Source organism: Methylotuvimicrobium alcaliphilum 20Z (assembly GCF_000968535.2).
Lineage (GTDB): Bacteria > Pseudomonadota > Gammaproteobacteria > Methylococcales > Methylomonadaceae > Methylotuvimicrobium > Methylotuvimicrobium alcaliphilum.
In genome coordinates, this window is record NC_016112.1 from 384109 (window position 1) to 398892 (window position 14784).

Genomic DNA, 14784 nt, shown 5'->3' on the forward strand with positions numbered 1-14784 from the left:
TTTGGCGGTCGCTCAGATGGCGGCTTTATGGAAGTGCCGTACGACAGCAATTCGACGTTGAGTAATATCACCAATGACTGCTTTCTGGTCATCAAGTTCGCAGAATCTGGATTTGGCTAACTGGCAGCTACGGAGAAACGCGACCGGCAAGAATGGGTCGGTCCGAGCCCTCTATTCATTAACAATCGATGTTTCCACATGAGAGCCGGCGTCACTGGTTTTGATGCGCTGGTGCATATAGGCCTTCAATTCATTAACGTCAGTAATATTACAAAACCTTTTCGATTAATGTTCACAAGAATGAAAAGTTGCGGGAATTAGTGGTTTCGATATAACCCGGAAGGCTTGATTCCGGCAATTCGCTTGCTAAACTCAAAAGGTCAACCTACCTCGACATCGATCTTCAAACCGGCCGCTCTGTAATCTGGGCGGAAATTACGATCTGCTACCGGTCACTGCCATTAAGTTAAGCCGTTCGTGGTGAGCCTGTCGAACCATGGACGGCTTAACTTATCGACCCAGGATTTTTCCATTCACCCTTCGACAGGCTCAGGGCGAACGGAAAAGTCCTTAACTTAATGGCAGTGTCTGCTACCGGTGCAGAATCATAAGTATCGGTTTTAAAATTGAAACCGGTTGTCCCAATTGATCTTTTTTCCTAGACACAACTCTTTTTTCGGAAATTTGCCATGCGAACAGTAAAAAAACAATTAAAACCCCGACGCTTAGTGTTGCTAATCGGATGCCTTATTACCGCGATGCCGGTAATTGCGGCGACAGATTTTGAAGCTCGAGAAAATCTTGCAAAAGCCCGAGTAAAACATTTGCAAAAGGATAACGATCATGCGCTCCATGAAAATCATGTCGATGAAAGTCAAATTTTTCGCGGAGTATTTTACGGTTATCTCCCGTGCAATGATTGCAATGGCATCAAGGTCACGTTGTCTTTAAAACAAAAAAATAATTATTTGATGGTAACTCAACCGGCAAGGGAGTCCTCAAGGGAGTATTATGAAAAAGGGAAATATAGCTGGAATAAGGATAGTCAAACCGTTGTATTAACGCCACGTAAAGGTGGGGGAAACATACGGCGGTATTTTATAGAGAATGATGGAACGTTGGTTCAATTAGATGACGATGGCACAAGGTTGGACAATAAGTCGGATCGTTATGTTTTGCGAAGAAGTGATAAGGTAAAGTCTCGAGAAGTGCATATACATTAACTTAGATTCGGCAGTTTAACCATGAAGCTCATGAAGTTTTTCAACGGCTTGCTCTAAAATTTTGAATAACCTTCTAGGGGAGCAAAAAGGGTGTGCATAGGCTAATAAGCTATTGAATTAAATTCTTATTCTTCATGGTGAAATGATTTTTATAGGAATAAGGAACGTGCAAAACACTTTTTTACTACTCAAAATTGGGGCGAAATAATTGGAGAGCGCGTTTTGAAAGAAAACATTCAGCAGATGCTCGATGATATCGAAGCCGAAGTACGCTTGACGCGGCATTATATCGGTAAGAATGCCTTGGAAGAGCGGGTTATCGATGCGATGCGTGAAGTCCCGAGGCATTTGTTCGTGCCCGAGGAGTCTCGGCATTACGCCTATGCCAACGGTCCGGTATCGATCGGTTTAGGACAGACGATATCGCAGCCTTACATTGTCGCGCTGATGACCGATTTATTGGCTCCCAAGCCGAGCGACACGATATTGGAAATCGGTACCGGCTCCGGCTACCAAGCGGCTATCTTATCTCGGCTGGTCAAACAGGTATATACGGTTGAAATCGTCGAAACCTTGGCCGATAAAGCGAGGGAAAGACTAGCGGTATACGGTTATCATAATATCGAAGTCCGTAGCGGCGACGGATATATGGGATGGCCCGAACACGGCCCCTATGAAGGCATCGTTGTTACCGCAGCCGCGCCGCATGTCCCTCAGCCTTTGATCGATCAATTACGGAATGGCGCGCGCTTGGTGATTCCAGTCGGTCTTCCCTTTAGCTATCAGGAATTGCTGGTCATAGAAAAAGACTCGCAAGGCCAAATCGATTCGCGTACGGTATTGGGCGTCAGTTTTGTGCCCTTTACAGGTAAACATATGGAATCGGCCCATCATCAATGGAGTCCGTAAGCGATGCATCAAGCCGATTCTTCTCCAATACGACTCAAGCAAGGCGATGCGTTGATTGTGGTCGATGTTCAGAAAGATTTCTTGCCGGGCGGGGCGTTGGCGGTCGCTGGCGGTGATAAAATCATTCCGGTCGTCAATGCCTATATCGAGCGATTCATACGCAGTCACTTGCCGGTTTTCGCGACACGCGACTGGCATCCTAGCCATCATTGTTCATTCGCCGCGCAAAGCGGTCCTTGGCCGGTCCATTGCGTCGCCGGTTCGAAAGGCGCAGAGTTTGCCCCCAGCTTGTTACTCCCGGATACTGTCGTCCTTGTCTCCACAGGAGATACGGCTGAGGCGGAAGGCTACTCGGCATTTGAAAATCCGAAACTCGAAAGTCGATTAAATAACGCTTCGATACAGCGGTTGTTTGTGTGCGGTATCGCAACCGATTATTGCGTGTTGCAGACGGTTCGCGATGCGCTTAGACTCGATTACCAGGTGTTTTTATTACACGATGCGCTGGCGGCAGTAAATATCCATCCTCAGGACGGGCTTGAAGCCGAACGAATAATGGCGGACGAAGGCGCCCGTCTTATTACATTGGACGACTTGTCATGATTGCTAGCGACGCTTTATTGACAGACCTTTACCAATTGACGATGCTGCAAGGCTATTATCGGCACGCGATGACAGAGACCGCGGTGTTCGAGTTTTTTGTACGCAAGCTGCCGAAGAATCGAAGCTTTTTGGTTGCGGCAGGCCTGGAGCAAGTCCTCGATTTTCTCGAAAATCTGCGTTTTAGCGAAGCCGAAATCGATTGGCTCAGCACAACAGGACATTTCAAATCGGATTTTCTGGATTATCTGGCCGGCTTGACGTTTACCGGGGATGTCGACGCGATGCCGGAAGGTACCGTGTTTTTTCCGAATGAACCGATTCTGAGAATTATTGCGCCGTTTCCCGAAGCACAATTGGTTGAGAGTCGTGTTATCAACTTGTTGCATTTTCAAACACTGATTGCATCGAAGGCCGCGCGTTCGGTTTTAATAGCGGGAGACAAGCTATTGGTCGATTTCGGTTTTCGGCGCGCGCATGGCGCCGAGGCCGGCGTTTTGGCGGCAAGAGCGAGTTATTTGGCCGGATTTAGCGGTACGGCAACGGTTTGCGCCGGCCGCGAATTCGGCATACCCCTTTACGGTACGATGGCGCATTCGTTCGTGCAGGCACACGACGACGAAAGCGAAGCCTTTCTCCGCTTTGCCGAAGCCAATCCTGATAATGTCGTATTATTGATCGATACCTACGATACCGAGGCCGGCGCGCAAAAAGTCGTTGCTCTCGCGCCCAAATTACAAGCGGCCGGCATAAGGATCAAGGGTGTGCGCTTAGATAGCGGCGATCTTGCCGAGCATGCGCATAACGTCAGGAGAATACTCGATGAAGGCGGTTTGCGAAAAGTCACGATTTTTGCAAGCGGCGGCATCGACGAATACCAACTCGAAGCTTTTCGTTCGCGGCAAGCGCCGATCGACGGATACGGCATCGGCACGTATCTGGATACCTCGGCGGATGCCCCTTACATGGATTGTGCGTATAAATTGCAGGAATATGCCGGCGTGCCGAGACGCAAACGCTCTGAAGGCAAGGCGACTTGGCCGGGGAGAAAACAAGTGTATCGCCGCTTCGATCTTGACGGAATCATGATCGGCGATACAATCGCTGTAGACGATGAAATTTGCGACGGTAAACCGTTATTGCAGCCAGTAATGCAAAACGGTCGCCAGATTACCGGAATGCAGCGGCCGCTTGAGCGTATTCGCCTCGAAACGCAAGACCAACTGCATACGCTGCCCGGTAAATTGAAGCTATTGACGCGCGAAGAAAATTATCCGGTCGTTATTTCAGATGCTCTCAAGCATCTTGCGCAACGTGTCGACGAAGGTTATTCATAAAGGTTATTTTTAACAATGAGCTCGCATGGTCAATCGCCTAATCCGCAAGGCAAAGGATTGCTCCCTGTGCTTGACGCTTTATATAGCGTTACCAGAGGTCTTAATGTCCCGGCCAAGCCTTTAAACCGGATTGCCGATGAGCTATTTACCTCGTTATTCGTGTTGAGTAGCGCCATTAAATTCAAACCGGTGCTTGGTCAATGTTATTGGCTTTATCGTAAGCCGGACGGCTACCGCTTATCATTGATCGCGCCGGAGCAATGGCCGGAGGCACAATCAGGGCTCTATGTCGGGCAATGCGAATTACAAAACGACCTGACTTGGTCGCTGGAGTTATCGGAGGGTTGTCTCGGTAATTCGGTTTTGATGGTCGAAATAGCAAGGCAACGCGAAGATTTCGACCGGCAATTGCAAGTAGTTGACTGCATTGAGGATGCCTTGCCCACCTATAGCGAAACCTTGCCGTTTTATGCCCGGGTATTGGCTTCGGGGTTGGCCTGTTCGCTCGGGCAATCGATGTATAAACGTGGAATCACCGGCTTAAGTTACAATCAAATACAACGGCGCGAGATAGCAAATCTTTAAGTACTAAAAGGCGTTTTGGGCAGGTTAATAATGAATCCATTTCAACAGTTTATTAATTGTTTTCGTTGTTTGTAGGATATTGCAAGGCGGAGAGATTAAAGCCAAGGCCGCGTTGGCTTTGTTTTTTCGCGGCCTCGGCAAACAATGGAGTCGAGTTTCATAAGCGATAATGGCCAGGCCGGTTCAATTAACAACGGAAATTAGCGCTTAACCTGTCATAGGTTAAGGACGGCAATAGAGCGTTGTCTATTACTTCGATTATCTCTTCGCAGCCGATGATTTCATTGTCGTTTTCGAGAATATGATGGGCTAGTCGATTGATGGCATACCAATGGCTAGGGTCCTCGACAAAGCGGAATGCGGCCAAAAAAAGCTCGTTTAATTTTTTGCTACGTTTATCTTGAGTTGCTATTAAAGCTTCCAAATATTCGTCAACTTTTTCGAGATCGGAAGTGCCGCCATAATATCTCAGAGCTTCGACATTGACTAGGCGAGGATTGAAGGTTTCATTATCGCGTTCCGCGACATATTTCGCTTCAGCCAGTGGGCCGGCCAACAGATTGATGATGTCGGCTTCATAAGCTAGCTGATAGGCGTGACTTTCGTGATCGGAAAAATAGCCGCTGCTTTCGATTACCGAGAGAGGCAGGCTGTGAATCAGATTTCCACCCTCGACGGTAGCAACCCAATTAGAATGCGGTAGCTTTTTTAGACGGTCGGTTTCGGGTGTTGAGGCGCACAGGCCGCCGAATGTTATTTGGAAGTAAACAGGCGGTAGATTTTTTTGTCGGTTACACAAATAAATTGCCGCGGCATGCCCGGCTTCATGAAATGCGGTTTGTTGGACAAGTTGTCGGTGTTTTAATGGTATCGGTTCGTCTATTTGGTAATTTCGTTTCATGGTAATCCCCGAGTGGAAAGAATGCGATAACGCTATCGCATCATTGAGGAGTATCTTGAATAAGCTGAGGCGTTAAGAAGCGTATTTCAAGAGCCGGGGTCATTGTATTAGTACTAAGGTGCTAATTGAATGTGTCATATTGCCGCGCGACAATATGTCGCAGTTTTTGGCAAGGCTTTTGCTGATTTTTATTAGTTTGTCTAGCGTTTAGTCAAACTATCGTTCGCTGAGGTGTGATATTTTACGATGTTAATTTGTCTACAGGCATTGTAAATAAAGGAAGTTCACATAGCGAAGGATTGCAACAGCGTTGCTCTAGATCATTTGTTGACTGCAAACGATTGGGTGAGGGGTGTGTGGCATTTCACGCAAAATGCGGCAAATGCCCTAGTTTTTCAACTCGGCTGACTGCTGTTTGCTTGGGTCTCGGCACTAAATATACCTATCGCACTTCAAATTTCGGCATTAGCGTATGGAGGCGTCGGGGTGTTCGGTAAAGGCTTTGGCAGCATGGATTCTGTCATAGAGCCTACATGGACATATTCACGGCGTCCTTTGATGGGCACCCCGACGCCGAAATTTGACTAGCAAAGGTTATATGTGGCAATTAATCGGATACAATTTGAATTGCCGTGCTTCGGCATGTGTAAGGTTAAAGTAAAAACTTTCCAAACGTCTATAAATCAAGTATCTATCTATATCTATCGATGCGGTCATTTCAAATGAGTTACTGTGCATTTGCGGGTCTATTTTCGCTAAACCCTAGTCGATATCAGTGACCGACTCTTTGTCTGCCTTTCATCCGGTCGTGGCCGACTGGTTCATTGAGCGCTTCGGACGGCCGTCGGAAGCCCAAGTTCGTGCTTGGCCGGCGATTCAAAGCGGGGCGTCTACATTAATCGCCGCGCCGACAGGCTCCGGTAAAACCTTGGCCGCTTTTTTGGCCGTGATCGATCAATTGGTTAAGCAGGGCATCGAAGCGCCGTTGCCCGATGAAACGCGAATTTTATATATATCGCCGCTCAAGGCCTTATCGAACGACATTCATAAAAATCTGGAAGAACCGTTGACCGGTATCGGTATGGCACTGCTCGAAGCGGCTTTGCCGGATATCGTGATCCGTGCCCAGGTCCGCACCGGCGATACCTCGCAAGCCGAACGCGCGGCGATGAAACGTTTCCCGCCTCATATCCTGGTCACGACTCCGGAATCGTTATATTTGTTGCTGACTTCGGAATCTGGCCGCGAGATGCTGAAATCGGTGCGTAGCGTCATCGTCGACGAGATACATGCCTTGGCTGGCAACAAACGCGGCGCACATCTCATGCTGTCACTGGAAAGGTTGACGCAGTTGACCGAAACAGAACCGGTCCGCATCGGTTTATCGGCAACGCAAAAACCGCTCGACGGCATCGCCCGTTATTTAATCGGCAACCGGGCCGAGGCTTGTACGATTATCGATACCGGCCATGTCCGTCGCCGCGATCTCCAAATCGAAGTGACCGGCTCGCCGCTCGAAGCAGTCATGGCCGGCGAAGTGTGGACCGAAATCTACGACCGGCTCGAACAATTGATCGCCGAACATAGCACCACGTTGATTTTCGTCAACACGCGGCGCCAGGCGGAACGCGTGGCAGCCGCGCTAGCCGAGCGGCTCGGCGAAGAAGCCGTCACCTCGCATCACGGCAGTCTCGCGAAAGAACATCGCCTGAATGCCGAACAGCGTTTGAAACAAGGCCGGTTGAAAGCACTGGTCGCGACCGCCTCACTTGAACTCGGTATCGATATCGGCGATGTCGATCTGGTTTGTCAGTTGGGCTCGCCGCATTCGATATCGGCGTTTCTACAGCGGGTCGGCCGTTCGGGTCACCGATTGGGGGCTACGCCGAAAGGCCGATTGTTTCCGTTGTCGCGGGACGATTTGCTCGAATGCAGCGCGTTACTCTATGCGGTCGGGCAGGATTTGCTCGATACGATACTGATCCCCAAGCATCCCTTGGATGTTTTGGCCCAACAAATCGTCGCCGAAGTCGCTTGCCGCGAATGGCGCGAAACTGAACTGTATCAGGCTTTTTGCAAGGCCTGGCCGTACCGGGAATTGACCGAGATGCAATTTAGCGCAGTGGTTAAAATGCTCGCCGACGGATTTCATACCCGGCGCGGTCGGCGGGGCGCCTATCTGCACAGGGATGCCGTACACGGCATGCTACGGCCCCGCAAAGGCGCGCGTTTGACCGCGTTGCTGAACGGCGGGGCGATACCGGATCTGTTCGATTACGACGTTATATTGCAGCCGGAAGGCCTTTTCGTCGGAACACTCAACGAAGACTTTGCATTCGAAAGCCTCCCAGGCGATATTTTTCAACTCGGCAATAATTCCTACCGATTGCTCAAGGTCGAGCAAGGCAAGGTCCATGTTGAGGACGCACATGGCCAGCCTCCGAATATTCCGTTTTGGTTCGGCGAAGCGCCGGGCCGCAGTAACGAATTATCCGAAGCGGTCTCAAGATTATCCGCAATGATCGACAGTCTTCTCGAACAAGGCGAGGGCGCGGCCTATCGTTATCTGATCGATTTAGCCTTGCCGCATGTCGCCGCCGAGCAGTTATCACAATATTTAGCTGCAGCTAAGGCTGCCTTGACGGTGTTACCGACACTCGAAACGATCGTGTTCGAACGCTTCTTCGACGAAACGCAAGACATGCATTTCGTGATTCATTCGCCTTACGGATCGAGGATCAATCGGGCTTGGGGACTGGCTCTCCGCAAACGCTTCTGCCGCAAATTCAATTTCGAATTACAAGCCGCTGCCAGCGAAGACAATATCGTTTTATCGCTCGGGCCGACGCACAGCTTTCCGTTGAACGAACCAGCCGGCTATTTGAAAGCTTCGACCGTAAAAAACGTATTGATTCAGGCCCTGTTGGCCGCACCGATGTTTCCGACCCGTTGGCGCTGGGTGACCAATACCGCTCTCGCGGTGCCGCGTAACCGGGCCGGCAAAAGAGTTCCCGCACAATTTCAACGCAACAATGCCGAGGATTTGATCGCGGTGATTTTTCCCGATCAATTGGCTTGTTTCGAAAACATCGCCGGCGACCGCGAAATTCCCGATCACCCTCTGGTCAATCAAGCCTTGTGGGATTGTCTGCACGAATTGATGGACATCGACGGGCTCGAAGCGCTGTTGGATGGTATAGAAAGCGGGCGGATCAAAGTTGTCGCGCGGGATTTGAGCGCGCCGTCGCCGATGGCGCAGGAAATTCTGAATGCACGGCCTTACGCTTTTTTGGACGACGCGCCGGCCGAGGAAAGAAGGACCTTGGCGATTCAACAACGCCGCTTTGCTAACGCCGAAGAAGCCGCCGAAATCGGCAGGCTCGATCCGGCCGCGATCGAGCGCGTCCGGCTTGAAGCCTGGCCCGAAGCAAACACCGCCGACGAATTGCACGATGCGATGGTCGTGTTGAGTTTTATCGCTGAAAAAGAATGCACGCGCGAACAATACACTTTGTTCGAGCAACTGCAGCAGACCGGACGAGCGGCATTACTGGTGCTGCCGAACGGAAACCGCATTCTAACGGCCGCCGAACGCTTGCATGAGTTGCAGTTGCTGTTTCCGGGAATAGCGGTGCAGCCGACGATAGAAGCCGTGGACGCCGATCCCGAATTGACGGAGGATGCCGCGTTGCAAAACATCCTGCGTAGCCGATTGGAAGGTTTGGGCCCGGTTACGGCGAACAGTTTGGCCGATTCGCTGGGGCTATCGGCGCCACAGGTCGAACAGGCGCTTGCCGTATTGGAACAGCAAGGTTTTGCGATACAAGGCCGGTTCAGTCCCGATGCCGCGCAGACCGAATGGTGCGAGCGCGGACTGTTGGCTCGGATTCATCGCTACACGCTCAAACAATTACGCAACGAGATACAGCCGGTCGCGCAAGCCGACTTCATGCGTTTTCTGTTTCACTGGCACGGCCTGGACGAACCGCGAGAGGGCGAGGCGGCCTTGGAAAAGGTCTTGCTGCAATTGGAAGGCTGCAATTTGCCCGCCGCAGCATGGGAAGGCGATGTGCTGCCGAAACGCTTGAAACCCTATTTCGCATCGCAATTGGATACTTGCTGCAGCACCGGACGTTTCGTATGGCTGCGACTGAAATTTAAAAGTGCCGCCAAAACGCCGAGGCCGGCCGGTAAAAGTACATCGATCGCGCTGCTCCCGAGAGCTCGTCTTTCCTCTTGGCGCGTCTATGCGCCCTTGCCGGATCATGACGCGATTGAGCTATCGAGCGGCGCGCAAAAAGTTTACGCGGTTTTGAAAAACTGGGGCGCCAGTTTTTTTCAGGAAATCAGCGATGAAACCGGTTTGTTGAATGCGCAACTATTTGAGGCGCTTGGCGAATTGGTCGCCGCAGGATTGATTACCGCCGACAGCTTTCAAGGCCTTCGAACGTTGATTCAAAGTAGCGCGATTCGGCAGCGCCGCAGCCGGCGTTATCCCGCGCACGATATCTCGGCGACAGCCGGCAGGTGGTCTTTGTTGCGGCCGGTGCAAGCCGGCGCGGATGCTTACGAGCCGGTCGAACATATTGCGCGCGTTTTATTGAACCGCTACGGCGTGGTATTCCGCAAATTACTCGATAACGAAGAAGGCATTCCTTCGTGGCGCGATTTGCTCTATGTCTATCGTCGTCTAGAAGCGCGCGGCGAAGTGCGCGGCGGCCGTTTCGTGCAAGGCCTGGCCGGCGAACACTTCGCTTTGCCGCAAGCGGTTTCGATGCTCCGAGATAGCCGCAAACAAGCGAAAACCGGCGAATTGATAGCGATTAGTACCGTCGATCCGCTCAATCTGACCGGCATTATCGGAAGCGGCGACCGGGTCGGTCCGCAGACGGCCAATCGTTTGCTTTACCGAGACGGCGTATTGCTGGCGTCGTCAAAAAAAAACGACGTGGTTTTTGTCGAGACGGTTGAACCCGAGCAAGAATGGCAGTATAAAACAGCCTTACTGCGAAAATAAAAGATAGAACGAAAATTCAGAGTAAGTGTCTCTTTGGCTTCAGGCCCTTTTTTGCCTGTGCCCAGTCGATATTTATCTATATCTTTCGCACTTCAAATTTCGGCAGTGCCGGAGGAGGCCTCGGGGTGCTCGATAAAGGCTTTGCCAGCATGGAGCTGGCATAGAGCCTACATGGACGTATTTACGGCGTCCTTTAACGGGCACCCCGAGGCCGAATTTTCATCTACGATGAGTATAACCGTTCAGGAGGTTGCGATGTCCGAGCAAGAAATCGATCTCTTTTTTCAGGAAATGGCCGATGTGGTTCCGCTGAAAGCACCCGTCAAAACCATTGTGAAAACCGTCCAGTCGGCAACGCCCGGTCAGCAATACCGCAGGCAACAAGCGCAATATTCGAAAGAAGACATCAACGGCCCCCTATCGCTGGTACTCAGAAAACCACTGCCTGCCGATGCGTGGATTACCTACAAGCGCGATGGCATACAAGACGGCGTCTATAAAAATCTTAGACTCGGCAAATATCCGCTGGAAGCGACCTTGAATCTGTTCCGCAAAACGCCCTCCGAAGCCCGGGACGAATTACTGCAATTCGTGCACGAATGCCAAGACTGCAACATCCGTAGCGTTTTGCTCGTTTTCGGGCGAGGACGAAACACCGACGCCACATTGAAAAGTTATTTGGCGCAATGGTTGCCCGAAATGGAACAAGTACAAGCCAGCCATACCGCACTGAAACAACATGGCGGCGTCGCGGCCGTCTATTTACTGTTGCGCAAGAGCGAACAGCGCCGAAGCGAAAACCGCGAACGCCACGCCGCGCGTTTAGGCGGGTAGTTTCGTAAGTTCAACCGTGAAGCACATGAAGTATTTTATGAGATTACCTAAATATGCCAGCTAATTTTTCGGGTGAGTGAAAATTCTACACAAACGAATGACAAGCTATTGAATTAAAGTCTTATTTTTCCAAACGCGCCAAAATTTTTCGCGAAAGCTGAAATGGGGTCCGTCCGATTTCAGCAGCGAAAAATGACTTGGCGATTATTGCCTTCGGCGGCCCCGATTCGCCCTGCGTCCGTGCCAATACGCCGCATCATCGTATACTCGATGCGGATCCGTAGCACTCCCACAAATGGCTTTACACCGTGTCGCGATGCCTTGTGTTTTGCCTCCGCCTGCGCTATTCGCGCAGACTCCGGCAAAACACCCGGCGCTACGGCTATCGGGGACTAAAAATCTTCACTTCGCTAACGCTCCGTTTCCAAGATTTTCAGCGATGGTCAATGCTTTTTATGGATTGAAACCTTTTTCCTTGACTCTAACCCAGGCGCCGGATTCCAGATGCAGTAGAAAGAGCTTGCCGATGTAATAGACGAGCAGGCCGGAAACGGCAGGGCGTAGTAACAGCGAGCCGGTCGATACGGAAATGGGGGTGTAACCTTTGACGTATTTGATTAGATAATGGCTAATCCAGTCGTAATGAGCTCCGCCGAGTATCGCCGTGACGGTTATTTTGATTTGATGATCGGAAAATGACAGGCCGTAAATTTTGCAGAGGTCGTTCATTAGTTTTGCCAGTAAGCCGCCGACTGCAATTTGGCCGGCTAGGGGGCCGGGAATAAAGCCTATGCCGCTTGCGATCAAGGTATATTTATTGAGTACCCGTTGCGCCTTTGCTTTTTTTGCAGAGCGTTTTTTTCGGCGGGGGAGTTGGTTAGGTTTGTAGAGTGGAATTTTTTCGTTATCGGGAGTGTTTTTTGCAGCCATTGTTTGTTCCTTCCGGGCTCGTTTTTCAGAGGCTCTTAAACAGTAAAGAGTCTTTTGAGGTCCTTTTTAGCAGTTAACGTTAATGCTCTGCAACTTTGTAGATAAACGGAATCGGATTTGCCCGCCAAAAATGACGGCGTGTTGGGATCTGAATTGTCTGCGCCGAGCTTCGGCAAATTGTGGGAGCGCCTCTATGATCGCGACGGTCTAAGCGTTCGCAATAAGAAGCGGCATCCCCCAATTTTTAACGAATGGCGTTAAGCACTAAGCGCTAAGGCGCCTTTGTCCTGAGCGTCCTTGTTGCGGGCGGCCAGAGCCGGAATTTGCTCCGTTACCGCGCCGCGGTTTGCTACGAGCGGGCTTCGCTGCTTGGCGCTCATTCGGCTTGCCGTTGTTGCGTTGACCGTTATTTCGGGCATCATTCCCGGCGCGAGGCGAGCGTTGCTGGCGTTGTTTGAAGACCGGTTCGGGTTTGATGGTCGGGTCAGGTTGGAAGCCTTCGATTTCGATTTTGTTAATGTCGCGTTTGATCAATCGTTCGATGTCTCGCAGGAAATCGTGTTCGTCGACGCAGACTAGCGATATGGCTTCTCCGGCATTGCCCGCTCGACCGGTGCGGCCGATGCGATGAACATAATCTTCCGGTATATTGGGAAGTTCGTAATTGACGACATGCGGTAATTGGTCGATATCCAATCCGCGCGCTGCGATGTCTGTTGCAACCAAGGCGCGAACCGCGCCGCTTTTGAAATCGGCCAATGCTTTTGTGCGTGCGGCTTGACTCTTATTGCCGTGAATCGCGGCCGAGCCGATCCCGTCGCGTTCTAGTTTTTCAGCGAGTTTGTTGGCACCGTGTTTGGTTCGTGTGAAAACCAACACCTGACGCCAGTCTTGGCTGCCGATTAAATGCGACAAAAGTTCTTGTTTACGGTTGCGGTCGACCGGATGAACCGTCTGAGCTACGATTTCGACGGTCGTATTACGACGCGCGACTTCGATTTGCTCCGGCTTATGCAACAAGCCGTTAGCTAGTTGACGGATTTCATCGGAGAACGTTGCTGAAAAGAGTAGATTTTGTCGGCCATCGTGACCGTTTGGCGGTAGCAACGCAAGAATTTTACGGATGTCGCGAATAAAGCCCATGTCGAGCATGCGGTCGGCTTCGTCGAGCACCAGTATTTCCAATTGCGATAAATCAACGGTTTTCTGTGCGATATGATCGAGCAGACGGCCCGGCGTTGCGATTAGAATATCCACGCCACGACGCAATTGCGCGATTTGCGGGTTGATACTGAGACCGCCGAAGACTACCGCTGATTTTAACGGTAAATATTTTCCGTAAGTATCGACGCTTTCGCCGACTTGAGCGGCGAGTTCGCGCGTAGGCGTTAGGATCAGTGCTCTTACCGCACGTCGATTACTTTTGGGTTTTTGGGTGTGCAGCAGGTGCAGCAAAGGTAATGTGAACCCCGCGGTTTTGCCGGTACCGGTTTGTGCACCGGCCAGAACGTCACGACCGTTGAGAATTGCGGGTATCGCTTGACGTTGAACAGGTGTTGGCGTGCTGTAGCCTTGTTCTGAGACAGCACGGACTAATTCGGCTGCTAGGCCGAGTTCGGAAAATAACATATTGGAAAATGCTCCTGGAATGGCCTACCCGGGAATGCCCTGGGTCAGTCTAGGCGGGATTCGCATAAAGTGAAGAAAATCGAAGTGTACCGGGGAGGTGACCGCGAGGTGCGGCGCAGACTGAAGTGCGCCGGAATTGGTGGCATTGTAACAGACCTGCTGTTATTAGGCCGTTTTTTTTAAGGTTATCTTTTGCTTGGGCGCTTTTTGTATGGTGTCGGTTGAAATTATTGAGTGTCCGGTTTATCAGAAACTCTACTCATCGTAGATGAAAATTCGGCCTCGGGGTGCCCGTCAAAGGACGCCGTAAACCCAGCACCTAAATTATCCAAGACAATTAACCATGGCCAATGGGCTATGGAATTTAGGTGCTGGGTAAATACGTCCATGTAGGCTCTATGCCAGCTCCATGCTGGCAAAGTCTTTACCGAGCACCCCGAGGCCTCCTCCGGCACTGTCGAAATTTGAAGTGCGAAAGGTATCTAATTTAAACGTCGGAGGGAGTTGCCATGAGTTTTTGCAGCAATTCCCAGTTTGAGCATTTTCGCCGATCTTAGAGTGTGGGGTATGCCTGTCGAGGAACGCCGTAAACCCATCCATGGGGGCTTGGCGGCAGCTCAAACGCCAAGGATGGCGTGTAGTAGGGCAATGCAGGAGCAATTGCCGAGGAGCAAAAATCTGCCCTGCTGCCGACATCCTCGCCAAGCACACCCCACACCTTTTTTGATCCCCAAATTGGGAATTGCTGGAGTTTTTTCCTAAGTTTCCCTAGAAAGGGTGAACAACATATAATGCTCAGCTGAATGCATCCATTTTATT

General features: G+C 50.9%; 10 protein-coding genes. 7 read left to right on the plus strand and 3 right to left on the minus strand.

Translation table 11 applies throughout. The annotated features are described in order from the left end of the window. The first annotated feature begins 689 nt into the window (after positions 1 to 689). The 5 genes from MEALZ_RS01770 (at position 690) to MEALZ_RS01790 (ending at position 4654) form a co-directional block, all read left to right on the plus strand. Positions 690 to 1223 carry a copper resistance protein NlpE gene (locus MEALZ_RS01770; RefSeq protein WP_014146869.1) on the plus strand — a complete coding sequence of 178 codons (534 nt, stop codon included), beginning with the start codon at positions 690 to 692 and terminating at the stop codon, positions 1221 to 1223. Positions 1224 to 1445: 222 nt separating this feature from the next. Next, a complete protein-coding gene (locus MEALZ_RS01775) occupies positions 1446 to 2132 on the plus strand; it encodes a protein-L-isoaspartate(D-aspartate) O-methyltransferase (protein WP_014146870.1) in 687 nt (228 codons plus the stop codon). Between the two features lie 3 nt (positions 2133 to 2135). After that, the gene (locus MEALZ_RS01780) at positions 2136 to 2735 is read left to right on the plus strand and encodes an isochorismatase family protein (protein WP_014146871.1); all 600 of its coding nucleotides are present in this window, start codon (positions 2136 to 2138) and stop codon (positions 2733 to 2735) included. Further along, complete coding sequence (locus tag MEALZ_RS01785) at positions 2732 to 4069, plus strand: nicotinate phosphoribosyltransferase (protein ID WP_014146872.1); 1338 nt, start codon at positions 2732 to 2734, stop codon at positions 4067 to 4069. Before MEALZ_RS01780 ends, MEALZ_RS01785 begins: the two co-directional genes overlap by 4 nt. A 15-nt stretch (positions 4070 to 4084) precedes the next feature. Then, a complete protein-coding gene (locus tag MEALZ_RS01790; RefSeq protein ID WP_014146873.1) occupies positions 4085 to 4654 on the plus strand; it encodes a DUF2452 domain-containing protein in 570 nt (189 codons plus the stop codon). Positions 4655 to 4841: 187 nt separating this feature from the next. Here the strand turns inward: MEALZ_RS01790 and MEALZ_RS01795 are convergent, their stop codons facing one another. After that, positions 4842 to 5555 (minus strand): hypothetical protein, encoded by a 714-nt coding sequence (locus MEALZ_RS01795; RefSeq protein ID WP_014146874.1) that lies wholly within the window; start codon positions 5553 to 5555, stop codon positions 4842 to 4844. Between the two features lie 775 nt (positions 5556 to 6330). Here MEALZ_RS01795 and MEALZ_RS01800 point away from each other — a divergent pair. Further along, on the plus strand, positions 6331 to 10572 hold the full coding sequence (locus tag MEALZ_RS01800) for a DEAD/DEAH box helicase (RefSeq protein WP_014146876.1): 4242 nt from the start codon (positions 6331 to 6333) through the stop codon (positions 10570 to 10572). A 228-nt stretch (positions 10573 to 10800) separates the two neighbouring features. After that, entirely contained in the window at positions 10801 to 11406 is a 606-nt protein-coding gene (smrA, locus tag MEALZ_RS20875; protein ID WP_162531678.1) for a DNA endonuclease SmrA, read from the plus strand. Positions 11407 to 11859: 453 nt separating this feature from the next. Here the strand turns inward: smrA and MEALZ_RS01810 are convergent, their stop codons facing one another. Together MEALZ_RS01810 and MEALZ_RS01815 are read right to left on the minus strand one after the other, a co-directional pair. Continuing rightward, on the minus strand, positions 11860 to 12336 hold the full coding sequence (locus MEALZ_RS01810; protein WP_014146878.1) for a hypothetical protein: 477 nt from the start codon (positions 12334 to 12336) through the stop codon (positions 11860 to 11862). Between the two features lie 264 nt (positions 12337 to 12600). Beyond that, on the minus strand, positions 12601 to 13965 hold the full coding sequence (locus MEALZ_RS01815) for a DEAD/DEAH box helicase (protein WP_014146879.1): 1365 nt from the start codon (positions 13963 to 13965) through the stop codon (positions 12601 to 12603). Positions 13966 to 14784 lie beyond the last annotated feature (819 nt).

What these genes read in the sequence shown, in the direction of transcription:
- MEALZ_RS01770 (WP_014146869.1), top strand. Translation starts at nt 690, where the DNA reads ATGCGAACAGTAAAAAAACAATTAAAACCCCGACGCTTAGTGTTGCTA.
- MEALZ_RS01780 (WP_014146871.1), top strand. Translation starts at nt 2,136, where the DNA reads ATGCATCAAGCCGATTCTTCTCCAATACGACTCAAGCAAGGCGATGCG.
- MEALZ_RS01785 (WP_014146872.1), top strand. Translation starts at nt 2,732, where the DNA reads ATGATTGCTAGCGACGCTTTATTGACAGACCTTTACCAATTGACGATG.
- MEALZ_RS01790 (WP_014146873.1), top strand. Translation starts at nt 4,085, where the DNA reads ATGAGCTCGCATGGTCAATCGCCTAATCCGCAAGGCAAAGGATTGCTC.
- MEALZ_RS01795 (WP_014146874.1), bottom strand. Translation starts at nt 5,555, where the DNA reads ATGAAACGAAATTACCAAATAGACGAACCGATACCATTAAAACACCGA.
- smrA (WP_162531678.1), top strand. Translation starts at nt 10,801, where the DNA reads ATGAGTATAACCGTTCAGGAGGTTGCGATGTCCGAGCAAGAAATCGAT.
- MEALZ_RS01810 (WP_014146878.1), bottom strand. Translation starts at nt 12,336, where the DNA reads ATGGCTGCAAAAAACACTCCCGATAACGAAAAAATTCCACTCTACAAA.
- MEALZ_RS01815 (WP_014146879.1), bottom strand. Translation starts at nt 13,965, where the DNA reads ATGTTATTTTCCGAACTCGGCCTAGCAGCCGAATTAGTCCGTGCTGTC.